The following is a 21,816-nucleotide window of genomic DNA, read 5'->3' as shown; positions in this document are numbered from 1 at the left end:
CAGCCTTTCAGCAGGTGCAATCTGTGGCGAGGGGATTTATCCCCGCTGGCTGCAAAGCAGCCCTGCCTGCCAACTCGGTGTGCCAGGAAGATGGAGTCTGCTGCATTGGGGCTGTTTCGCAGCCCAGCGGGGCGGTGCGACGTTTCGCTAAATCCCCTCGCCACAAAGGTGCTACCTAACTGCCGCTAGTAGCCAAAATGCTCGCAACCTGTTGCGGCTGGCAGTTGAGGTAGGCCGAACGCTTGAGCCAGCTCGGGTCCGGGTACCAGGAAAACATGAATTGCCCGTCTTTAAGTTTGTCGATCACCTTGCGCGCCACCTGCGGGCGGACGGCAGGGCAGCCCAGGCTACGGCCGATGCGCCCCTGACGCACGCTCCACAACGGGTTCACATAATCGGCGGCGTGGATCACGATCGCGCGGTCGCGGGCCAGGTCATTGAAGCCCGGCTCCAGACCGTCCATGCGCAACGAGTATCCATGGGCGCCCTGATAACTTTCCTGAGTGCGAAACAGTCCCAGGCTCGACTGGAAACTGCCCAGGCGATTGGAGAACTGCGTGGCGAAGTTTTCCCCGGATTTTTGCCCGTGGGCCACCAGATCGCGCAATACCAGCTTCTTCTGGCGCAGGTCGAAGATCCACAGGCGACGGGCCGTGGAAGGTTGCGAGTAGTCGATGACCGCCAGGTGGCGGGCTGGGCGAGCGCCGTTGGCGACAGCGCATTGCATGGCGCTCAAGGCACTTTTGAGCGCTTGGGGATTGAGTTCCGGCGCCGCGTGGGTGAGGCTGTTGTAAAGCGGCTGAGAATTTCCTTTGTCGGCCAGCGCCGGGCTGCACATCACGCCAAGGCCGGTGATGACCAGGCAGAGTCGGCGCAAGAGGCTTGCTGAAGATGGAAAATTCCCACGGTGGTGTTTGTTTGCGGCATCCCGTCCGATTTGGTTTGTTTGCATGATGGCGGGTCGTACCTGTCGCAAAGTTGACCGTCAACGGGACGGCCATGGATTGGAGTAAAGCAGTTGTTCAAAAAGTCCGCATGTTACCTGAGCGTTTTATTGCTCACTGCGCCATTGGTCGCAACAGCCGAGCAAAGCGATCCGGCATTGGTGCAAACCACCTTGGCCCAGCTGTCGGTCAACTGTCCCGAGCTGGCCGCAGGCGTCGACTTTCCGACGATGATGAGTTTGCAGGCGTTCTACGAGCAAAACGCAGGCCAGGACGTCTGGTCGGACGATGAGCGACGGATGGCGTTGCAGGCACAGTTGCAGCAACTGGCCGACGACGGACTGGACCCGGCACGCTACAGCTTGCCCGCAGAAGGAACCGCCCAAAACCCCCATTGTGTAGACATCGCCATCAGTCAGCGCTACTTGCAAGCGCTGTATGAGCTGCGTTTCGGATACCTGCCTCAGGACCGCCTGGAGCCGGTGTGGAAGGCCGACCCGCTGCCGCAGGATCGTCAGGTCGAGGTGTTGGCCATTGCCGGGTCGGGCCTGCACGACTTGGACGAGGCCTTTGAGCAGGCCCGGCCGAGCCTGGCGCTGTATCGCAACTTGCGTGAACTTTACGCCCGGCAACGGCAACAGCCCTTGCCCGAATGGCAACCGGTGCCCGGCGGCCCGTTGTTGCACCCGGACAAGCGGGACGCCCGCGTACCGGCCCTGGCCCAGCGATTGTTCAGCGAAGGCTATTTCAGCGCACCCCCCGTGATCGTCGACGATCACTACAACCCCGACTTGGTGGCGGCGATGAAAAGCTTCCAGCTTCACCATTCGCTGCAAGCCGATGGGGTAGTGGGGCCATGGACGGTGACGGAGCTGAACATCAGCCCGTTCATGCGGCGCGAGCAGTTGCGCGTCAATCTGGAGCGCATGCGCTGGCTGGCCCGGGACCTGGAGCCGGACAGCGTACTGGTCAATGTGGCGGCGGCCCGGTTGACGGTCTACCAGGACGGCGCAGCGGTCTGGCAAACCCGCACCCAAGTGGGCCGCGCGGACCGGGAAACCCCATTGCTCAAGTCCCGAGTGACACGACTGACACTTAACCCGACCTGGACCATCCCCCCGACTATCATGCGTGAAGACAAACTGCCTGAGATTCGTCGCGACCCAGAGTTCTTGAGTCGACACAACCTGAGGGTGATCGATCGCGATGGCTTGCCGTTACTGGCCCAGGACATCGATTGGGAGCATCCCGGCGGCCTCATGCTGCGCCAGGACCCCGGTCCGCAAAACCCACTGGGTAAAATGGCGATCCGCTTCCCCAATCCGTTTTCCGTGTACCTGCATGACACGCCCAGCCAGTCACTGTTCAGCAAGGAACCGCGGGCGTTCAGTTCGGGGTGTGTGCGAGTCGAACAGGCCATGCAGTTGCGCGACTGGTTGGTGAGCCCGGCTGAACGTCTGCGCACCGACACGCTGCTGGCCAGCGGGCTGACTCATGAGTTCAGGCTGGCCAGGCCGGTGCCGATTCTGTTGGGCTACTGGACAGTGCAAGCCGACAGCCAGGGGCAGGCGGTGTACATCCCGGATATCTACAAGCGTGATCAGGTCCTCGCTGCCGCCAAGGGCAGCGTGCTCTGATGGCGGTCAGGCGCACTCGCTGCTGGCTTGAACCTGTGCAGTCTTCTCGCACTGCGGGAACAGCCGCCGGCCAAGGTCATAGGCAGTGGCCAGGTGAAGCGCCGGTTCGAGGGTTTCCGAGTCGAGCAAACGTTGGGAACTGACCACCCGGGCGCCGCAGTAATCAAAGATGCCGTGGTCGATTTGCGCGGTCATCGCCTGGCCATAACCGTGGCGCAGGAACGTACCCTCATCAGCCCCGCCCAGGGCCACCAGATGCACCTGCAAACGCTGCAGTTTTTTGATAAAGGGTTTATCGAGGCTGAAATCGAACGCCCAGCCGTTGGAAAACACCCGGTCGATCCACCCTTTGAGCAATGCTGGCATCGACCACCAGTAAATGGGATACACCAGCACCAGCGCATCTGCGCGGTCGATTCTGGCTTGTTCGGCCAAAACGTCCATGGGCGGTGAGGCCTCGCGGTGGTGTACCGCGTGATCGGCGAAACTGAACCGCGGATCGAAGCCTTCGGCGGCCAGGTCGGCGATCTCGAACGTATCGGCGGGATTGGCCTGGGTCAGGCCTTGGGCGATTTTTTTCGCGAGGCCGTGGGTAAGGGAGTGGGGATCGTGATGAGCGACAACGATGAGTGCGTGCATGGCAAAACTCCTCATGGCAATGACCGGTATCAAGCAGGTATGCTTGGTTAAGTTACCTTTAGTAAGTTACGGTTGGTAAAGTTAGCATGTCAAGCCTTGATGAAAATTCGCGATCTACAGCTGCTCCCCGTCGACGCTTGTCTCGCGAGGATCGGCAACGGCAGCTGTTGGATGTCGCCTGGCGGCTGGTGCGAGAGGAGGGCAGCGAAGCGCTGACCCTGGCCCGCCTCGCCGAACAGGCGGGGGTAACCAAACCCATCGTGTATGACCACTTCACCACTCGGTCCGGGCTGCTGGCGGCGCTCTATCAGGATTTCGATGCCCGTCAGACGGCGCTCATGGACGCCGCCCTGGAAGCGAGCGAACCGACACTGCAAAGCCGCGCGGAGGTGATTGCTGCTTCGTTTGTCGAATGCGTCCTGCTGCAAGGCCGGGAGATCCCGGGGGTGATCGCGGCGCTGACCAGTTCGCCAGAACTGGAGCGCATCAAGCGCGAATATGAGGCGATTTTCCTGGACAAGTGCCGAACCGTCCTGGAACCGTTCGCCGGTACACGGGCCATCACCCAGGCGAGTCTGCGGGCGATGCTGGGTGCGGCAGAGGCCCTGTCCAATGCCGCTGCCACCGGGGAAGTCAGCGCCGCCGAGGCCAAGCAAGAGCTCTTTGTGACCATCGTGGCGATGGTGGATAGAGCCACCCGCATCGGCGCAACCTGAACCTTCCCCATCGCGAATGGCCCGAGCCCCCCTGTGGGAGCGAGCCTGCTCGCGATAGCGTCAGCCCAGTCACTGCACTTTTATGAAGCCGCAGGCGATGGGTCGCACCATGGCAAGGCAATCGTCCGCGCATGGAGGCGTCAGGCGAGCGCTTATAAGCATGAGGTGACTGGACGGCCTTTTTCACGGGCAAGCCCGCGCCCACAGGGATTTTCGAGGGTTGCAAGCAGCGTTGGGTCTATGACTTCAGGGAGGCAGACAAAGGCTTGGCACGCTCGCTGCAAGAGGCTGTTCAGGCCCACTGTAAATACATTCAAGTGGGCAACCCTGTCGGTCAACGAAGATCGAGAGCCAGCAGGCCGGGGGTAACGGTAGATCGGGGCGCAGTCGCCGGATCGATACCGCACAGAACAGGCAAAGACGCCTGGAACCGCAAGGTTTCAGGCGTCTTTTTTTTTGCTTTCAAAACCGTGATGGGCTTTTGTCGGGTGCTTTTATGAATTCCAACGTTGCTTCCCTGAACAAGCTGCAAACACTGATCGTGATCGGCAATGGCATGGTCGGCCATCACTGCGTCGAGCAACTGATCGAGCGCGGTGCCCTCAATCATTACCACCTGCATGTGTTCAGCGAAGAACCGATGCGCGCCTATGATCGCGTGCATCTGTCGGAGTATTTCTCTGGCCGTGACGCCGAGTCCCTGGCGCTTGGGCAAGCCTCGTTGTACCAGACCCCTGGCGTCACGCTGCACCTGGGCGTGCCGGTGCTGGAAATTGATCGCGAGGCGCGCCAGGTGGTCACTGCCCAGGCTCGCATCAGCTACGACAAACTGGTGCTCGCTACCGGCTCTTACCCGTTCGTGCCACCGATCCAGGGCGCCGAAGGCGATTCCTGCCTGGTCTATCGCACCCTGCAAGACCTGGACGCCATTCGTGCCGCTGCAAGCAACGCCCGCCGGGGTGTGGTGGTCGGTGGTGGTCTGCTGGGCCTGGAAGCGGCCAATGCCCTCAAGACCCTCGGCCTGGAAGCCCATGTGGTGGAATTCGCCCCACGATTGATGCCGGTACAACTGGATGAGCAGGGCGGTCTGGCCCTCAAGGCGCGCATCGAAAAACTGGGCGTCGGCGTGCATCTGTCCAAGGGCACTCAGTCCATCAGCGCCGGTGAGCAGTACCGTTATCGGATGAATTTCGGCGATGACGATTTCCTGGAAACCGACCTGATCGTATTTTCTGCCGGCATTCGCGCCCAGGATGCCCTCGCTCGCCAGTGCGCTCTGCAGATCGGTCCGCGCGGTGGCGTGGTGATCGATGACCATTGCCTGAGCAGTGACCCGGACATCTACGCCATCGGCGAATGCGCAGCCTGGAACGGCAGCATCTTCGGCCTGGTCGCTCCGGGTTACCAGATGGCCCGCAACGTCGCGGCTCGCTTGTGCGGTGAAAGCGCCGAGCCGTTCACTGGCGCGGACATGTCCACCAAGCTCAAGTTGCTGGGGGTGGACGTAGGTTCCATCGGCGATGCCCACGGCAATACACCGGGTTCGCGCAGCTTCCAGTTCATCGATCAAACCAGCGCCAGCTACCGGAGACTGGTGGTGGACGCCGATGGCAAACGAGTGATCGGCGCGGTCCTGGTGGGCGACAACAGCTACTACGACACCCTGCTGCAATACATGCAGAACGGCATCGCGTTGCCCAAGGAGGCTGCCGGCCTGATCCTGCCGAGTTCCGAAGGTGCACCCACGTTGGGCCCGGCAGCACTGCCTGCGGCGGCGACCATCTGCTCGTGTCACAACGTCACCAAAGGCTCGATCTGTGCGGCCATCGACAGCGGCTGCACCGACCTTGGGCAACTGAAATGCGATACCAAGGCCGGCACCGGTTGCGGGGGTTGCGCCGCCCTGGTCAAGCAGGTGTTCGAGCACGAACTGATTGCTCGCGGCGTCAGTGTCGACAAGAGCCTGTGCGAACACTTCGCCTATACCCGCCAGGAGCTTTATGCCTTGGTGCGGGTTGAAGGCATCATCAGCTTCGACGAGCTACTGGCCAAGCACGGCCGCGGGCACACCGGTTGCGACTTGTGCAAACCGGCGGTGGGCTCGATCCTGGCGTCGTGCTGGAACCAGCCGATCATGGACCCGTCCCTGGTGCCGTTGCAGGACACCAACGACACCTTCATGGCCAACATGCAGAAAAACGGCACCTATTCGGTGGTGCCACGCATCGCCGGGGGCGAAATCACCGCCGACAAGCTGATTGCCATCGGCGTGGTCGCCAAGAAATACGACCTCTACACCAAGATCACCGGCGGCCAGCGTATCGACCTGTTCGGCGCCCAGTTACACCAGTTGCCGGATATCTGGGCCGAACTGATCGAAGCGGGTTTCGAAACCGGGCACGCCTACGGCAAGTCGACCCGCACGGTGAAGTCCTGCGTGGGCAGCACCTGGTGCCGCTACGGCGTGCAGGACAGTGTGCAAATGGCCCTGACCATTGAGGATCGCTACAAGGGTTTGCGTTCGCCCCATAAGCTCAAGTTCGCGGTGTCCGGTTGCACCCGCGAGTGCGCCGAGGCCCAGAGCAAGGACGTCGGCGTGATCGCCACCGAGAAGGGCTGGAACCTCTACGTGGCCGGTAACGGTGGCATGCGCCCGCGTCACGCCGAGCTGTTCGCCACCGACCTGGATGACGCGACCCTGATCCGCTACATCGACCGCTTCCTGATGTTCTACATCCGCACCGCCGACAAGTTGCAGCGCACGTCGGTCTGGCGCGAAAGCCTGGAAGGCGGCCTGGACTATCTCAAGGACGTCATCATCGACGACAGCCTGGGCCTGGGGGCCGAACTCGAAGCCCAGATGCAACTGGTGGTCGATCGTTATGAATGCGAGTGGGCCAACGCCCTCAAAGACCCGGACAAGCTCAAGCGCTTCCGCACCTTCGTCAACGACGGTCGCGGTGATCCGGATGTTCATTTCGTCAGGGAACGCGGCCAGCGCCGGCCGGTTCACGCCCACGAGCTTCACCTGATTCCCGTCACCGAGGAGGTGCTCTGATGAGCCAGTCAAACGTCGTTCGTATCCCCACCCGCAACGCGGCCCAAAGTCCCGTGCAATGGCGTACCCTGTGCAGCCGCGAGGATCTGGTGCCCAACTCCGGCGTGGTCGCCTGGCATGACGGCCGCCAGGTGGCGCTGTTGTACCTGCCCGAACAGCAGGACAAACCGTTGTACGCCATCGACAATCGCGACCCCAAGTCCGGGGCGAACGTGATCGGTCGGGGGCTGTTGGGCAGCATCAAGGGTGAACTGGTGATCGCATCGCCCCTCTACAAACAGCATTTCCGCCTGGAAGACGGCCATTGCCTGGAATACCCGGAGCAGCGTCTGCGGGTGTGGCCGGTGCGCCTGAATGGTGATGTGGTGGAGATTGGCGAAGACTGATCCGCCTCTGACCGGGGCGCCACAATGAATCAGGCAATTTAAGTGCATTGGCTTGCCTTTAACTGAAGTTGGGAATCAACAATGAAAACAGCCGCTCAACTGGTAAGACTCAAGAGTGTGCAGAACCAGCAGGTTCACAGCATCGCGCCGGAGCAGACCGTGCTCGAAGCGCTGCAGATCATGGCCGAGAAAAACGTCGGCGCGTTGCCGGTGATCGAACACGGTCAGGTGGTTGGCGTGTTCAGCGAGCGCGACTATGCGCGCAAGCTGGTGTTGCAAGGACGCTCCTCGGTGGGCACTTCGGTACGCACCGTCATGAGTGCTCCCGTGGTCACCGCCGATAGCCAGCAGAGCATCGACCGCTGCATGGAAGTCATGACCGACAGCCACCTGCGGCACTTGCCGGTGCTGGATAACGGCCAGTTGATGGGGTTGTTGTCCATTGGCGATCTGGTGAAGGAGGCGATTGTCGAGCAGGCGGATTTGATCCGGCAGCTGGAGCATTACATTCGCGGGCACTGAACCCACAGGGAATTTATCTGTGGGAGCAAACCTTGCTCCCACAATGGTGCGAAGTTTCGCTAAATTTCCTCACCCCAACATCAGCAACTGCCGGATCAGATTCGGCGTACTGCCGGTCCAGCGCTTGAACGAGCGGCGAAAATTCGCCGTGTCGTTGAAGTTCAGGTACTGCGCCACTTCCTCGTTGCTGAACCCCTTGACCTGGTACAAGTACAACGCCACATGGGTGTGCACCCGGTCCACCTGTTGCTGGAACCCGGTATGGTGCTTGTGCAGCTTGCGCTTGAGCGTCGCCGGGCTCATGGCGAAAGCCTGGGCGATCTGTTCCAGGCTGGGCGTCTGCTGCACATGGCTGTGCAGGTAGTCGTAGACGCAGTCCAGAAAGCTTGCCGCGAAACCCAGTTGATCGAGTTGGTCTCGGGCTTCGATCCGCGCCACCTGGCCGGCGGTGGCCGACACGTTGGGCCAGGGCTGGGCCAGGCAGTGGCGGGGCAGGCGCATCAGGTCCAGCGGCCGATTGAATTGCGTCTGCTCACCCAGGTGCACCCAGTACTGTTCGACGTAACGCGGCTCCTCATGGCGGAAGCTGCATTGCCAGGGCAGGCGTTCGCCGCTCAGCCATGCACTCATGGCAACCATCGAAGTCATGCTGGCTTCCAGTATGAAGCGCCATTGTTCATCCGCACCGCAACTGTCCAGCCAATGGATGTAGGCGTAGTGCTCGTCCAACAACAGGCGCGGCGCGGCCAGGGGGCTGAGCAGTGCTTGCTGGTCAATCAGGGTTTCCAGGGCCTGATGCAGATTCTGCGCGTGGCGTAGCGCATGACTGGCTGGCCCGTAATGTCCCGGCAGCAGCCGCTGGCCAAACAGGAAACTGCTGTCACTGGCATCGAGCAGGCGTCGGCTGTTGTCGATCAGGCCAAGAAACTGTTGCGGGCTGATGCGGCTCTGGCCAGCGAGGATATCGTCGTGGAACAGCCCGGTGCCACGCAGCAGGCGGTGGCTGTCGATGTCACGCGACAGTGCCAGATCGATCAGCGCGGCAGGCTGATAGTGCCCCGGAATGAAGCGGCTGTCGGTTTCATACCAGCAGGTCTTGAGGGTCATGGGCCGGCCTCAGGCGCTTTTCAACGTGGAACGGGATCGGGCCAGCGTCAGGTTGAGGCGTTTGAGCAAGGCCTCCGGCGACTCGTCAAATGCCATCACCACGGCGGTGCTGGCGGCCAGTTGCAAGCGCTCGCCGTGTTGCCGAGTCTTGTGGGCCAGGCTGCCAACCGCGTGGGCCAGTTCTGCGGCCAGATACCGGGCCTGGCTCTCGCCGGTGTCGGGCAGCAGGACCACAAAGCGATCACCGGCCAGGCGACAAAGCAGATCCTGACGGCGCAGGTTCAGCACCAGCAACTGGCTGACGGCTTGCAGCACCGCATCGCCCTCGCCGTGACCGAAGCGCTGATTGATGGCGGTGAAGTTGTCCAGGTCCAGGGCTAGCAATGACAAGGGCTGCTGGCGGCGTCGGCTGTCCTCCAGGCTGCTCGTCAGTTCATGTCTGAAAAAGTCCGCGCCTCCCAGCGGCGTGAGTTTGTCGAACAGGCGGTGCTCGCGGAACAACCGTTCACGCTTTTCCATTTGTCCGTTGATCGCCAGTTGTTCCCGGTGCCAGTGATAGATGCCGAGGGTCAGCAGAATCATGCCCACCGGCATCGGCCCGGACTCCAGCCAGTGGTCCCAGGTGATGCTGTCGGGCAAACGGATGAACTCGTCGAGGCTGTCGATCCACCAGGAAAAAAAGATGCAACCCAGGCCCCATACGAGGTAGTTGGTCACCCGACCGGCCGGGCGACTCTTGAGCACCAGGCCGAGCCAGACCAGCGCCAGCAAGGCCGAGCCGCCTTCGCCAAGGATATCCAGCCAGACCCACTCACTCAGCGGTTTGAGCTCACCGTTGGCCAGGTGGAGCATCAGCCCGAGGTTGGCCGCCAGCAGAAGCAGGGCGAGTTTGAGGCGGTGCGGGCGCAGCACGGAAAACATGGCCGGAATCCTTTGCCAGAAGCGGAATGCGGCTCAGCACAGCAGATGGATGTGACAGTGCGGTGACGGTGGGTGAATGGGTGGGGGAGGTCGAATCAGCTCATTGGTTGTCCGGATTTTTATGCATGAGATCGCCCTTATCTCATTGTGGCGAGGGGATTTTGTGGGAGCAAAGCTTGCTCGCGACGAAGACGACGCGGTTTTTCAGGGGATCGAGGCACCTGCATCGCGAGCAAGCTTTGCTCCCACAGCGGTGTGGAGCGACGTTTCGCAAAAAGTGATCGGCTGCTGAAGGCCTGTGCGACTCGGAAACAGGTCATTTCAGCTCATTCTGGTCCGCCAACCCCCTCACATCAGTGTGTTTTAGGCCCTGCGGGCAAACGCTGTCACAGAACCGTCACCCCCCACCCCTAGCGTGCCCTCCCAGTTGCCGGGCCGTTGCCTGGCGGATTTTCGGATTCCTGGGGGAGACCACCATGCATCACCGCACAAGCACTGCCGGGCTCGTCGGTTTTACGTTCACCGCGTTGGCGATGGCCATTGCCAGTGAACGGCTGAGCGCTGCCGAGCAGACGACCACTGAACACGTCCAAGTGGTTGGTCAGGCGGCCAGCATCGATCAGGCCCTGAAGGAGCAGCGCAGCGCCGACAGCATCAAGAGCGTGGTGCATGCCGACGGCGTGGCGCAGTTGCCGGATGAAAACGTCGCCGAAGCCGTGCAGCGCCTGCCGGGCATCAGCGTCGAACGTGACCAGGGCGAAGGTCGTTTTGTCAGCGTGCGGGGCCTGGGGCCAGACCTCAACAGCGTGACCATCAACGGCACGCTGGTACCGGCACCGGAAAGCGAGCGCCGGGCCGTTGCCCTGGACGTGCTGCCCGCGGAGCTGGTGCAGTCGCTGTCGGTGATCAAGACCCTGACGCCGGACATGGACGCCAACTCCCTGGGCGGCACGGTCGACGTGAAAAGCCTCTCGGCGTTCGACCACAAGGGCTTGTTCTACACCGGCAGCAGCGAAGCCAGCTACGACAAGAATACCGGCCAGACGAGTCCGAAATTCTCTGGCGCTATCAGCGACCGTTTCAGCCTGGGCGACGGCATCGATAACTTCGGCGTTGCAGCAGCGCTGAGCTGGCAGAAGCGCGATTTTGGCTCGGACAACGTTGAAACCGGCGGCGCCTGGGATTTCGAGCAAGGCTCACGACTGGAAGAGTTCGAACAACGCGACTATGACATCCGTCGGGAGCGCGCCGGCGGCGGGCTGAACTTCGACTACAAGCCTGATGATCTGAGCAGCTACTACCTGCGCACGCTTTACAGTCGTTACAAAGACAGCGAAACCCGCAATGCCGCCAGCCTGGCTTTCGAAGATCCGCAAGCGGCCGGTGAGCTGGGTGCCGCAGAAGGCGAGCGCAAGATCAAGCAGCGCGAAGAAACCCAGGAGATCCAGTCCTATGTACTGGGCGGGGAGCGCATGTTCGGTCTCTGGACTCTCAGCGGCCAGGGCGGCTACAGCAAGTCCAGCGAGGACAGCCCCGGTCATATCGCCGGTGCCACATTCGAAGGCATCGACAGTTTCGAGGGGGGCTTCTACGGCAACGACAAGCCGCGGCCGATCATTGGTTCGGGGTTCTATGATCCGGCCAACTTCAGCCTGGACAAGGTGGACTGGGAACAGCAGAACACCACCGACACCGAGAAAAACCTGCGCCTGGACCTGGCCAGAGACTATGACGTCAGTGGCTACGCCTCCCAGGTCAAATTCGGCGGCAAAGTCAGCCGCCGCGACAAGGACAACGACCTCGACGCCTGGGTCTATGAGGATTTCGGCGACCTGGGGTTCACCGACGAGCAGTTGAACCTCGGACAATTCCAGAAGGGCAACGTGGATTACAGTCTCGGCCGTTACGGTCCAGGCATCAGTGCCGGAGCCATCGAACAATTGTTGGGTGGTCTGGATCGCGACGCCTTCTTTGATGCGCAAGAGTCGCGGGTCAATGACTTCCAGATGAGCGAAGACATCAACGCCGCTTACCTGATGAACACCGTGGACATCGACGATTGGCGCTTGATCGCCGGCATGCGTTATGAAGGCACGGAGTTCGAAGCCAAAGGCAGCGGCGTTACCGACGGCGTGTTCACCGACACCCAAACCCGGCGCAAATATCACCACTGGCTGCCGGGCCTGCACGCGCGTTACCAGTTGGACAAGAACACCCAGGTGCGTGCGGCCTGGACCAAGTCCGTGGTGCGCCCGACCTTCGGGCAACTGGCCCCGGGTTTTGTCATTGACGATGACGAGGCGACCTTCGGCAACCCGGACCTCAAACCCCTGGAGTCGAGCAACCTGGACCTGGGCATTGAACATTTCATGGGCCGGGCCGGCACTGTGTCGGCTTTCGTGTTCTACAAAGACATCAAGAACTTCGTCTACAACACCGACCTGGCGGGCACGGGCGCCTGGGCCGACTTCTCCGAAGCCCATAGCTTTGCCAATGGTGACAGCGCCAAGCTCTATGGCCTGGAACTGGCCTACTCACAAAAATTCGACTGGCTGCCAGCCCCCTGGAATGGATTGCTTCTGGGGGCCAACACCACCTTCAGTCGCTCGGACGCCGAGATCGAAGGGTTCGATCAGGCCAGCGGAACACAACGCAAGCGCAGCATCGACCTGCCGAACCAGTCGGACACCGTGGGTAACCTGATGCTGGGTTGGGAAAACGACAAGCTGAGCCTGCGTCTGTCGGCCAATTACAAGTCGGCCTACCTGTATGAGCTGGCGTCCATCAGCGACCGCGACCATGACCTGCACGTTGACGCCCAGACCTTTGTCGACTTCAGCGCCCGCTACTCCCTGACCAAAAACCTGCAAGTGAGCCTGGAAGCCCAGAACCTCACCGACGAGTCGTATTTCGTCTACACCGGCCACCGCGCCTACAACGGTCAATACGAAGAATACGGCCCGACCTACAAGCTGGGGCTGACCTTCACCCATTTCTAGATCGCGACGCCGATCCGTCAGGGCGAGGGGAAAAATCCCCTCGCCCTGCAGGTGGACAAAAGACCCGTTTGAACCCGGCTCAATGACAAGGATTTTTCCGTTGAACACAGCTTTTTTTTTACCCAAGCAGTACCTGTTGGCAATGCTCATCAGCCTGGCAAGCGTTCCAGCGTTGGCGGCTTCCCCAACCCTGAAGCTGCAACCCTGGCCTCAGGCACAGGAACGCTCGATCAATGCCCTGGGATTCGTACCCGGCCATTGGACCAGCGAACGACTGGCCAGCGCCCGTGAAGGCTTGCTGTTGCTGGATGCCCAAGGCCGCGAACTGTCACGCCTGGAGGGCTCCTTCGAAGGTCTCGACAGCCGTGCCCTCGGGGCGAACGTTCTGGTGGCCAGCCTCGACAGCACTCGTCAGCAAGCACTGTTGGTCAGCCTCGATCCGGATAAACGTCAGTGGGGGACGCCGCTGTACCTTCCTGCGCGAGATTTCCCGGTGAACGGGCTGTGCCTGTACCGCGATGAAGCGAGCAACCTGTTTGTGTTTCTGGTGGGTGAAGAAGGCAAGGGGGAGCAATGGCTGGTGGGCAACGGCGAGCACCTGAGCGCCAGTGCACAGCGCGTACGCGGCTTGCCACTGCCGCCCGATGCCCAGACCTGTCAGGTGCAAGACAGCGCCAATCAACTGTTCGTCAACGAGGAACAAGTCGGCTGGTGGGCCTACCCGGCATCCTCCGAGGCCGATGCCGTGCGTGTACCCGTGGCGATGCGCACGCCGTTCGGTGACATCCAGCAGGCCGCTGGGGACCTGGCGGCGTTACCAGGCGGGTTGCTGGGCCTGGACCCACAAGCGCGACAGCTGCATCTGTATCAGCAAGACGGCCAGGGCTGGACCTCGACAGCCCGTCTGGCGCTGCCGGGCCTGAACGAGCCGGAAAATCTGGCGGTACGGGCGACGAAAAACGGCCTTGAACTGTTGTTGCGCGACGATGACAGCGCACGCCTGTATCAGGGCCAAATCAATTGGCAACCCACCCCTGTGTCCCTGCCGCCGGTGCTGCCTACAGTGGCTGCCATTGGCCAGAGCGAGCCGGTGGCGCGCCAGGGCGACGCGGCGGATGATCCGGCGATCTGGGTTCATCCCACGACGCCAGCCTTGAGCCGGGTGCTGGGCACTAACAAGAAGCAAGGCCTGCTGACGTATGACCTGCACGGCAAGCTGCTGCAGGAGCTGGCGGTGGGCCGCCTCAACAACGTCGATGTGCGCGGCAACTTCAAGCTGGGTACGCAAACCGTCGATCTGGCAGTCGCCAGCAACCGCGACCGCAACAGCCTCAGCCTGTTCAGCATCGACCGGGTCAGCGGCGAACTGCGCGAGGCCGGCGAGATCCCCACGCCACTCAAGGAAATCTACGGCATCTGCCTGTTCCAGCCGGTTGAGGGCGAACTGTATGCCTTCGCCAATGGCAAGGACGGGCGCTATTTGCAGTACCGCCTCAGCGCCCCGGACGGCGTGGTGAAAGGGCAGTTGGTGCGCCAGTTCAGCGTCGACAGCCAGCCTGAAGGGTGCGTCGCCGATGACCGGCGCCAGCGGCTGTTTCTCGGTGAAGAAGACGTCGGAGTCTGGGCGGTGGATGCCCGGGCCGACCGGCCGGCGACATTGGACAACGTGATCAAGGTCGGACCTCAGTTGCATGCCGACGTCGAGGGCATCGCCCTGTACCAAGGCGCCGGCCACGATTACCTGGTGATCTCAAGCCAGGGCAACGACAGCTATGTGCTACTTGATGCCGAACCGCCTTATGCCGTGCGCGGTGCGTTCCGTGTCGGCCTGAACGGCGCCGCGGGCATCGACGGCGCCTCGGAAACCGATGGCCTGGAAGTCACTTCGGCCAACCTTGGCGGTCCCTGGAGCGACGGCATGCTGGTGGTCCAGGACGGCCGCAAACGGATGCCCGAGCAGACCCAGAACTTCAAGTTCGTGCCCTGGAACGAAGTCGCGAAAGCCTTGCGCCTGCCTTGAGCGGCGCTGTCATCAACCGGTCATGAACATTTCATCGAATAGCAGCCAGACAGGAGCTCTACCCATGCAAGCCACGCTGGAACATATGACAATCTGGGGCCTGATCAGCGATGCGAGTCTTCTGGTCAAGGCCGTCATGCTCACACTGCTGCTGGCCTCGCTGCTGAGCTGGTACCTGATCATCCAGCGCAGCACCGTGCTGCGCCGCACCGAGCGCCAGTTCAAGGGTTTCATGCAGCGTTTTCGCAGCACCAGCGATTTGCCAGCGCTGTTGCGCGAGACCGCCCAGGTGCGCGAGGAAGAGGGCGGCGTGGAGCCGATCTTTCACGCCGGCTTCCAGGCTTTCACCCAGCTCAACGTGCCCTCCGGCAGCCCACAGGTGGTGCTTGAAGGGGTGGAGCGTTCGCTGCAAGTGGCAATCAGCGAGCAGGAGGTGCAGTTGGAGAAAGGCTTGCAGTTTCTCGCCACGGTCGGTTCGGTCAGCCCTTACATCGGTTTGTTCGGCACGGTCTGGGGGATCATGAATGCCTTCCTGGGGTTGTCCCAGGTACAACAGGCCAGCCTCTCCACCGTGGCGCCGGGCATCGCCGAGGCGTTGATCGCCACCGCCATCGGCCTGTTCGCGGCGATTCCCGCGGTGATCGCCTACAACCGCTTTTCCGCCCGCGGCCAGACCTTGCTGACACGCTACTACGCGTTCGGCAACGAGCTGCAGGCACGCCTGCATCGCAAGCTGCACGGCGCTCCGGTGAACCTGGCCGCGGCCGCTTGAGAGGAGAGGGCAGATGCTAGTCAAGCCGCAACGCAAGCACGGGCCCAAGGCCGAAATGAACGTGGTGCCTTACATCGATGTGATGCTGGTGCTGCTGGTGATCTTCATGGTCACGGCACCCATGCTGACCCAAGGCGTGAAAATCGAGCTGCCCAAGGTCGCCAGCCAGGCATTGGCCAACGATAGCCGCCAACAGATCCTGACCCTGTCTGTTAAGGCCGAGGGCGGTTACTACTGGAACCTGGGTGCTGAACTGGACACCCAAAGCCAGACCGACAGCGCCGTGGACCTGGATCAGATGCGCGCCAAAGTGGCCCAGGTTGTTGCCGAGCGCAGCGATACCCAGGTGTATATCCGTGCCGACGACCACGCCGACTACGGTCGTGTCGTGGCCGCCATGGCCGCCTTGCAGCAGGGCGGAGTGAGCAACCTTGGCCTGGTGACCGAGGCACCCCGATGACGGCGATGATCATGCACAGTCCATCCTTGGGTTTACCCACGGTGTCCGGCAGCGGTTTCTGGAGGAACAGCCTGGCAGCGGGACTCGCCGTGGCCTTGCACGCGGTTGTCGCGGCATTGCTGGTGCTGGGCTGGACCGTAGAGAAACCGACCGTCGAAGCGCCCCGGGTGCTGCGCACGCAATTGGTGATGTTGCCACCGCTGCCGGTGCCTGAAGCGCCTGCGCCGACCGCCGTGGCAGAGGTCGCCCCAGAACCGGTCGAAGCCACGCCGGCTCCAGTGCAAGCGCCACGCCCGGCGCCGAGCAAACCTGCGGTTGATCCAAGGCTCCAAGCGCAGAAACTGGAGCAGGCAACCCTGGCGCGCAAACGGGTCGAGGAGCAAAAGCGCGAGCAGCAGGCCGAGCAACAGGCCCAGCAGCAGCGCGAGCGTCAGGAGAACCAGCGACGTCAGCAGGAAGCCGAGCAACAGGCCGCCGAACGACAGCGCCAAGCGGCTCAACAGGCCCAGGCGCTCGCCCGGCAACGCCAAGCCGAACAGGCACGCCTGGCCGCCGCCGACAGTCGCCACTATCAACCCCTGAGCAAAGAGGCTCCGGATTATCCGCAACGGGCTTTGGACAAAGGGTTGGAAGGCGATTGCACGGTGGAGTACAGCGTCAAGCCGGACGGACGAATCGACAACCCCAAGGTGTTGGACGGCTGTCACCCGTTGTTCATCCGACCCTCGCTGACTGCGGCCCAAACCTTCCGTTATCAGCCGCGGATCGTCGACGGCCAGGCCGTGACAGTGCCGGCGGTGCGCAATACCTTTCACTACCGCATCGAATAGAACCCGAGCCTGTTGCGGCCGGCTTAATCGGACTAAACCGCGCCGGCGGCCGGCCGGTGCTGGCGCAACAGTTCGATCTGCTGCGATGGAACCAGCTCGCGCAACGCCTTATAGAGCGCCCGTGTTTCCAGCAGATTCCAGATGCGTAGCATGGTTTCCAGCGCATCCAGGGGTTTGCTGATGAAGTCCCGGGCGCCCAGCGCCAGGGCGCGCAGGCGGGTGTCGCGGGTGGCGTCGGCGGTCAGCACCAGGATCGGCAGGTAGTCGTTTGCCGGGATGCGCCGGTTGAGCTGCTCCAGCACGGCGAAGCCATCGAATGCCGGCATGTGCAGGTCCAGGATCACCAGGTCAGGCTCAAAACTGTTGAACAGGTCGAGGGTGCGCAAAGGCTCGGTGCTGCTCAGTACGTTGTGCAGCCCTTCGCGAGCCAGCAACTGCTCCATCAGGTCCAGGTTGGGGCGCTGATCGTCAACGATCAGGATGCGCAAATCGTGATTCATGCGGGCTCCGGTAAATAACGTTCAAGGTGGCCGAGAAAGGCCTGGATATGAATGGGTTTGGTCAGGATCGCTGTGGCCCCGGCTTCGTGCAGGGCACGGTGGGTCAGGTCGCTGGCATCGGCGGTGATCATCAGTACCGGTGTGGACGCCGTGGCCGCCGATTGACGCAAGCGGCGCAGTACCTCCAGGCCTGTCAGGTCCGGCAGGGTCACGTCCAGCAGGATCAACTGCGGGGCGTGCTGGCGAGCCAGGTCCAGGCCCAACTGGCCTTGCATGCTCGACAGCAGTTGAATACCCGGACGTCGCTGCATCAGGGTCTCGATCAGCGCCAGGCTCGACAGGTTGTTTTCGATGCACAGTATCTTGCCGTGATATTCAACTGACGGACGCGGTGCCTTCAGCGCGACGATGGGGGGCAAGCGGGCGTGTTCCACCTGGGCACCGGGCAATTGCAGGGTAAAACAACAACCTTGCCCCGGCTCGCTGTGGACCTGCAGGCTGCCTTGCATCATTTCCAGCAGGCTCTTGCTCAAGGACAGCCCAAGACCGGTGCCCTCGACCTGTGGATCGGCACCCAGGCGCTCGAACGGCTTGAACAACCGGTCAAGCTGCTCAGGGGCAATGCCATGCCCGGTGTCGCTGACGGCAATGCTGACTCGCGGCCCCTGGGCCGTCACTTCAATGCGCACTTCACCGCCGGGCCGGTTGTACTTGATGGCGTTGGACAACAGATTGAGCAGCACCTGCACCAGGCGTTGACGGTCGGCCAGCACACCGCTGCTGTCGGGTAGCGGCGCCAGCTCGGCTAACTGAATCCCGGCGTCGGCCGCCATGGGTGAAACCAGCGTCAGGGCTTCATGCAACACCGTCGTCAAGGCAATCGGCTCAATGTTCAGCGGCAGACGACCGGCCTCGATCCGGGCAATGTCCAGCACCTCGTTGATCAATGCCAGCAAATGCTGGCCGGCGCGCAGGATGTGACTGACCTGTGGGCGCTGGCCGGCGCTGGAGTCCATGTCCAGCAGTTGCGCGAAGCCGAGTATGGCGTTCAGGGGTGTGCGCAGTTCGTGGCTCATGCGCGAAAGAAATTCGCTCTTGGCGCGGCTGGCGCTTTCGGCTTCTTCACGGGCGGTGCGCAGGGCGATCTCGGCGGCGCGGCGGTCAGTGATGTCGCGGGTGATCTTGGAAAACCCGCGCAGGGTGCCGGTACTGTCGTACTGGGCAGTGATGACCACACTGGCCCAGAAGCGGCTGCCGTCCTTGCGACAGCGCCAGCCTTCTTCCATGTAATGACCGTCACGGGCCGCTTCGTGCAGCGCCATGTCCGGGTGCGCCGGGCATTCTTCGCTCAGATAGAACAACGAAAAATGCCGGCCGAGGATTTCCTGTTCGGTGTAACCCTTGATCCGCTCGGCACCGGCGTTCCAGGTAATGACATGGCCTTGGGCGTCCAGCGCAAAGATGCCGTAGTCCTTCACCCCATCGATGATCAGTCGCAAGCGTTCTTCGTTATCCCGCAGAGCCCGCTCGCGTTCGGCAAGCAACTGCCCGGCCTCTACCAGACGGGTGCCCAACTGGCCGATTTCGTCCTGCTCCGGCGGTTGCGGCAACAACGGTTGACCCAAGGCCAGGCGCTGAGCGTTGCCTTGCACCTGTTGCACGCGGGCGACAATGCCCTTGGACAGGAACAGCACCGCCACGATGGCGCCAAGCAGCCCGCACAGCGCCGCCAGTAGCGTGGCGAACAACAGGCGCATGCGCGTGGCCGATGCGGCGGCACTGCGGTCGGCGAGCAGGGCGTCCTCACGTATACGCATGGCGTTGATCTGCTCGCGCAGCACGTCCAGGACGTGTTTGTTTTCGATCAGAATCGTCGTGATGGCCGCTGTGTCATCGGCCTTGCCGTTGCGCAAGGCATCCAGCCCATCGAGTTTTTCTGCGATCAGTGGGGTGATGGTCTTGAGGCGCTCGCGCATCCGGGCGTCGCGGATGTTGTGGTCCAACCGTTGCAACGCGGCCTTGATCAGCGGCGTGGCCTGTTCGTAGCTGGGCAGGAAGTCTTCGCGCCGGGTCAGCAGGTAACCGCGCACGCTGGCTGCGGCTTCGGCCAGCAGGGTATGCACCGTCTGGATATCGCCCTGGACCAGCAGCACCCGGCGCACGTCTTCTTCGGCCCGGGCGGTCTGGCGTTCGGTGATGTAGATCAGCACCAGCGACAGCAACAGCACCACCAGGGGCAGGGAAATGACCACCAATGCCTTGCCCCGCAATGGCAGGTTGGCCCAGCGGCGGGCGGCGAGGAATCTCATGGCCATTGCCCGCTGGGTTGTGCCACCAACCCCAGGGCAACACCGCGCACGGCGGCCTGGGTTCGATCGGCGGCTCCCAACTTGCCGATGACGCGCTCCACGTGGGCCTTGGCGGTGCCGGGGGCGATGCCGAGTTTTTCGCCGATTTCACGGTTGCTGAAGCCGCCGGCCACCAGCCCCAACACCTGGCGCTCGCGGGCTGTCAGGGCCTGGACCGGGGTAGCGCCACTGGCACCGCGCTCGGCCATGCGCCGCAGCAGGCGCGCACTGACCGAACTGTTCAGGGCCTCTTCGCCCTGGGCGACCCGTTTGAGGGCGTCCAGCACTTCATCGCGGCTGGCATCCTTGAGCAGATAACCGACCGCGCCCGCGCCGATGGCGGCTTCAAGGTGATCAGGGCTGTCGTCCATGGTGAAGATCACCACTTTGATCCCCGGCTGGCGCTGCTGCAGGATACGCGCCGCCCCCAGACCATTGAGCACCGGCATGCGAATGTCGAGAATGGCGATGTCCGGTTGCAGCCGCTCGCACAGATCGAGGGCTTCCTGGCCGTCGCTGGCCTGGCCGACGACTTCGAACCCCGGGCTGCCGGCCAGCATGCTGATAAAACCGGTGCGGGTCACTTCGTGATCATCGGCCAAAAGCAGGCGTAAAGGGGACGTCATGAGTGTGTTCCGTGGGTGGGTAGGGGGACGCTGGCCAGCAAACGGGTGCCGCCATCGGGCTGGCTGAAACAGCTCAGGTGGCCGCCCAGCAGGCTGGCTCGTTCCTGCATGGCCGCCAGGCCCAGATGGCAGGTGCCATTGGTCTCGATGGGTTGTTCCAGAGCAAAACCACGGCCATTGTCTTCGACCCGCAGCGAGGCCCGGTCGTCGCTCACCATCAATCCCAGGCGTACATGGCTGGCCCGGGCGTGCTTGAGAATGTTGTTGATGCCTTCCTGGGCAATGCGGAACAAGGCGATTTCGGTGTTGCCCGGCAGGCGAGCGGCGCTGTGCTCGGCCCAGTCCACCGACAGGCCTGCATCCCGCAGGCGGTCGGCTTCCTTGTCGACGGCTTTGTACAGACCGAAGTCATCCAGCGCATGGGGACGCAGACCGCCGATCAACTGCCGGCCTTCGCCGACACAACCCCGGGCGAGATCGAGGATGGCCTGCAAGTCGTTCGCCAGGGCCGGCGGCAGAGGCGGGCAGCGACCGGCGAACCCCTGCAGGCGCTGATGCAGGCCGGCCAGGTTCTGTGCCAGGCCATCATGCAGGTCGTAGGCCACACGCTTGCGTTCGTCTTCCTGGGCGCTGAACAGTCGATGGACCAGCTCGGACATGGTGCGTTCGCGGGCCTGCAACGCTTCGAGCAGACGACTGTTTTCCAGATGGGCAGCCAGCAGGGTCGCCAGCAATTGCAGTGACTCAATATCCTCGTTGTCCGGCGTGCCGAGGGCTACGCCGTTGCCCAGCAATAAAGCCCCGAACACCACACCGTCGGAGCCACGCAACGGAACGCGCAAGACCTGGGGCAGGGCGCTGCCAGGGTACTCCAGCCATTGTGGCTCGGCTGACGGCGGCTGAGCCAGGTTGGCAAGCAGATCGAGCCGTTCTTGGCTGCCATGGCTGGCGATGGTGCGAAACGTGGTGTCCGCTGCCCACTCCAGCAGCAGGCCATGATCCATGGCCATGAATGCGCACGCTCGTTGCACTGCGCGCTGGCGCATCGCCGACAGGGGCAATTGCGTCAGTTCATGGCCGGTGCCCAACAGCAGGCGCAGGCGTGCGGCACGACTTTGCGACTGGCGATATTGGGTTCGGATGGCCAGGGCACTGCCGGGGTCATGGGGTGGGCTTTGCATGATAGGGCTCCAGCGTGGATGGGACCGGTCGGCGTGGCGGTATTAGAGCGTGTCATCAGCACCGGGCCTATCTGCCGAACGGCATAGGCAATCGGCACCGGTTGGCCGATGGCGAAGGCCGTCAGGCCCGGCAAAGTCGGCTCATTGAAA

At 62.4% G+C, this 21,816-nt stretch carries 18 protein-coding genes; 10 read left to right on the top strand and 8 right to left on the bottom strand.

The window, feature by feature from the left end; all coding sequences use genetic code 11:
• Positions 1-175 precede the first annotated feature (175 nt).
• A complete protein-coding gene (locus T3A99_RS05210) occupies positions 176-838 on the bottom strand; it encodes a murein L,D-transpeptidase catalytic domain family protein (protein WP_047226636.1) in 663 nt (220 codons plus the stop codon).
• A 180-nt stretch (positions 839-1,018) separates the two neighbouring features.
• On the opposite strand from T3A99_RS05210, the gene T3A99_RS05205 reads away from it, so the two are divergent.
• Positions 1,019-2,581: a L,D-transpeptidase family protein gene (locus tag T3A99_RS05205; RefSeq protein ID WP_107322507.1), complete on the top strand. Its 1,563-nt coding sequence runs from the start codon at positions 1,019-1,021 to the stop codon at positions 2,579-2,581.
• A gap of 6 nt (positions 2,582-2,587) precedes the next feature.
• Here the strand turns inward: T3A99_RS05205 and T3A99_RS05200 are convergent, their stop codons facing one another.
• Entirely contained in the window at positions 2,588-3,220 is a 633-nt protein-coding gene (locus T3A99_RS05200; RefSeq protein ID WP_173406991.1) for an NAD(P)H-dependent oxidoreductase, read from the bottom strand.
• Positions 3,221-3,306: 86 nt separating this feature from the next.
• Here T3A99_RS05200 and T3A99_RS05195 point away from each other — a divergent pair, with 86 nt between their 5' ends.
• The 4 genes from T3A99_RS05195 to T3A99_RS05180 all read left to right on the top strand — a co-directional run bounded on the left by T3A99_RS05195 (position 3,307) and on the right by T3A99_RS05180 (position 7,902).
• Complete coding sequence (locus tag T3A99_RS05195; RefSeq protein ID WP_173406990.1) at positions 3,307-3,936, top strand: TetR/AcrR family transcriptional regulator; 630 nt, start codon at positions 3,307-3,309, stop codon at positions 3,934-3,936.
• Positions 3,937-4,432: 496 nt separating this feature from the next.
• The gene (gene nirB, locus T3A99_RS05190; protein WP_047226522.1) at positions 4,433-6,994 is read left to right on the top strand and encodes a nitrite reductase large subunit NirB; all 2,562 of its coding nucleotides are present in this window, start codon (positions 4,433-4,435) and stop codon (positions 6,992-6,994) included.
• Entirely contained in the window at positions 6,994-7,380 is a 387-nt protein-coding gene (gene nirD / locus T3A99_RS05185; RefSeq protein ID WP_047226521.1) for a nitrite reductase small subunit NirD, read from the top strand. The genes nirB and nirD overlap by 1 nt, the downstream gene beginning before the upstream one ends.
• 81 nt (positions 7,381-7,461) lie before the next feature.
• The gene (locus T3A99_RS05180) at positions 7,462-7,902 is read left to right on the top strand and encodes a CBS domain-containing protein (RefSeq protein WP_047226520.1); all 441 of its coding nucleotides are present in this window, start codon (positions 7,462-7,464) and stop codon (positions 7,900-7,902) included.
• A 69-nt stretch (positions 7,903-7,971) separates the two neighbouring features.
• Here the strand turns inward: T3A99_RS05180 and T3A99_RS05175 are convergent, their stop codons facing one another.
• Both T3A99_RS05175 and T3A99_RS05170 read right to left on the bottom strand, forming a co-directional pair.
• Positions 7,972-9,009: an AraC family transcriptional regulator gene (locus tag T3A99_RS05175; protein ID WP_047226519.1), complete on the bottom strand. Its 1,038-nt coding sequence runs from the start codon at positions 9,007-9,009 to the stop codon at positions 7,972-7,974.
• A gap of 9 nt (positions 9,010-9,018) precedes the next feature.
• Complete coding sequence (locus T3A99_RS05170; RefSeq protein WP_047226518.1) at positions 9,019-9,930, bottom strand: GGDEF domain-containing protein; 912 nt, start codon at positions 9,928-9,930, stop codon at positions 9,019-9,021.
• A gap of 476 nt (positions 9,931-10,406) precedes the next feature.
• Between T3A99_RS05170 and T3A99_RS05165 the strand changes: the two genes are divergently transcribed.
• The 5 genes from T3A99_RS05165 (at position 10,407) to T3A99_RS05145 (ending at position 17,011) form a co-directional block, all read left to right on the top strand.
• Positions 10,407-12,929, top strand: a complete 2,523-nt coding sequence (locus T3A99_RS05165; protein WP_288910758.1) for a TonB-dependent receptor — start codon at positions 10,407-10,409, stop codon at positions 12,927-12,929.
• Between the two features lie 142 nt (positions 12,930-13,071).
• The gene (locus T3A99_RS05160) at positions 13,072-14,949 is read left to right on the top strand and encodes a phytase (RefSeq protein WP_240539607.1); all 1,878 of its coding nucleotides are present in this window, start codon (positions 13,072-13,074) and stop codon (positions 14,947-14,949) included.
• A gap of 64 nt (positions 14,950-15,013) precedes the next feature.
• On the top strand, positions 15,014-15,721 hold the full coding sequence (gene tolQ / locus T3A99_RS05155) for a protein TolQ (protein ID WP_076384930.1): 708 nt from the start codon (positions 15,014-15,016) through the stop codon (positions 15,719-15,721).
• Between the two features lie 13 nt (positions 15,722-15,734).
• The gene (gene tolR / locus T3A99_RS05150) at positions 15,735-16,181 is read left to right on the top strand and encodes a protein TolR (RefSeq protein ID WP_047226513.1); all 447 of its coding nucleotides are present in this window, start codon (positions 15,735-15,737) and stop codon (positions 16,179-16,181) included.
• Entirely contained in the window at positions 16,178-17,011 is an 834-nt protein-coding gene (locus T3A99_RS05145; protein ID WP_047226512.1) for an energy transducer TonB, read from the top strand. The genes tolR and T3A99_RS05145 overlap by 4 nt, the downstream gene beginning before the upstream one ends.
• A gap of 32 nt (positions 17,012-17,043) precedes the next feature.
• On the opposite strand, the gene T3A99_RS05140 is transcribed toward T3A99_RS05145, so the two are convergent.
• Genes T3A99_RS05140 through T3A99_RS05125 form a run of 4 tightly spaced genes read right to left on the bottom strand, consistent with a single transcriptional unit; the run spans position 17,044 to position 21,666 of the window.
• On the bottom strand, positions 17,044-17,511 hold the full coding sequence (locus T3A99_RS05140) for a response regulator (protein ID WP_076384928.1): 468 nt from the start codon (positions 17,509-17,511) through the stop codon (positions 17,044-17,046).
• Entirely contained in the window at positions 17,508-19,820 is a 2,313-nt protein-coding gene (locus T3A99_RS05135; RefSeq protein ID WP_322834020.1) for an ATP-binding protein, read from the bottom strand. The genes T3A99_RS05140 and T3A99_RS05135 overlap by 4 nt, the downstream gene beginning before the upstream one ends.
• Positions 19,817-20,485 carry a response regulator gene (locus T3A99_RS05130; protein WP_047226509.1) on the bottom strand — a complete coding sequence of 223 codons (669 nt, stop codon included), beginning with the start codon at positions 20,483-20,485 and terminating at the stop codon, positions 19,817-19,819. Before T3A99_RS05130 ends, T3A99_RS05135 begins: the two co-directional genes overlap by 4 nt.
• Complete coding sequence (locus tag T3A99_RS05125; protein WP_047226508.1) at positions 20,482-21,666, bottom strand: sensor histidine kinase; 1,185 nt, start codon at positions 21,664-21,666, stop codon at positions 20,482-20,484. The genes T3A99_RS05130 and T3A99_RS05125 overlap by 4 nt, the downstream gene beginning before the upstream one ends.
• Between the last annotated feature and the right edge of the window lie 150 nt (positions 21,667-21,816).

The organism is Pseudomonas sp. N-137 (genome assembly GCF_034555295.1).
Lineage (GTDB): Bacteria > Pseudomonadota > Gammaproteobacteria > Pseudomonadales > Pseudomonadaceae > Aquipseudomonas > Aquipseudomonas rhizophila.
The sequence above is the reverse complement of the archived record's forward strand: the minus strand, read 5'-3'. Positions and strand labels throughout refer to the sequence as shown.

Coding starts and splice junctions, on each gene's coding strand:
- tolR (WP_047226513.1), top strand. CDS start 15,735: ATGCTAGTCAAGCCGCAACGCAAGCACGGGCCCAAGGCCGAAATGAAC.
- T3A99_RS05175 (WP_047226519.1), bottom strand. CDS start 9,009: ATGACCCTCAAGACCTGCTGGTATGAAACCGACAGCCGCTTCATTCCG.
- T3A99_RS05130 (WP_047226509.1), bottom strand. CDS start 20,485: ATGACGTCCCCTTTACGCCTGCTTTTGGCCGATGATCACGAAGTGACC.
- T3A99_RS05165 (WP_288910758.1), top strand. CDS start 10,407: ATGCATCACCGCACAAGCACTGCCGGGCTCGTCGGTTTTACGTTCACC.
- T3A99_RS05125 (WP_047226508.1), bottom strand. CDS start 21,666: ATGCAAAGCCCACCCCATGACCCCGGCAGTGCCCTGGCCATCCGAACC.
- T3A99_RS05135 (WP_322834020.1), bottom strand. CDS start 19,820: ATGAGATTCCTCGCCGCCCGCCGCTGGGCCAACCTGCCATTGCGGGGC.
- tolQ (WP_076384930.1), top strand. CDS start 15,014: ATGCAAGCCACGCTGGAACATATGACAATCTGGGGCCTGATCAGCGAT.
- T3A99_RS05180 (WP_047226520.1), top strand. CDS start 7,462: ATGAAAACAGCCGCTCAACTGGTAAGACTCAAGAGTGTGCAGAACCAG.
- T3A99_RS05195 (WP_173406990.1), top strand. CDS start 3,307: ATGTCAAGCCTTGATGAAAATTCGCGATCTACAGCTGCTCCCCGTCGA.
- T3A99_RS05145 (WP_047226512.1), top strand. CDS start 16,178: ATGACGGCGATGATCATGCACAGTCCATCCTTGGGTTTACCCACGGTG.
- T3A99_RS05140 (WP_076384928.1), bottom strand. CDS start 17,511: ATGAATCACGATTTGCGCATCCTGATCGTTGACGATCAGCGCCCCAAC.
- nirB (WP_047226522.1), top strand. CDS start 4,433: ATGAATTCCAACGTTGCTTCCCTGAACAAGCTGCAAACACTGATCGTG.
- nirD (WP_047226521.1), top strand. CDS start 6,994: ATGAGCCAGTCAAACGTCGTTCGTATCCCCACCCGCAACGCGGCCCAA.
- T3A99_RS05170 (WP_047226518.1), bottom strand. CDS start 9,930: ATGTTTTCCGTGCTGCGCCCGCACCGCCTCAAACTCGCCCTGCTTCTG.
- T3A99_RS05160 (WP_240539607.1), top strand. CDS start 13,072: ATGCTCATCAGCCTGGCAAGCGTTCCAGCGTTGGCGGCTTCCCCAACC.
- T3A99_RS05200 (WP_173406991.1), bottom strand. CDS start 3,220: ATGCACGCACTCATCGTTGTCGCTCATCACGATCCCCACTCCCTTACC.
- T3A99_RS05210 (WP_047226636.1), bottom strand. CDS start 838: ATGTGCAGCCCGGCGCTGGCCGACAAAGGAAATTCTCAGCCGCTTTAC.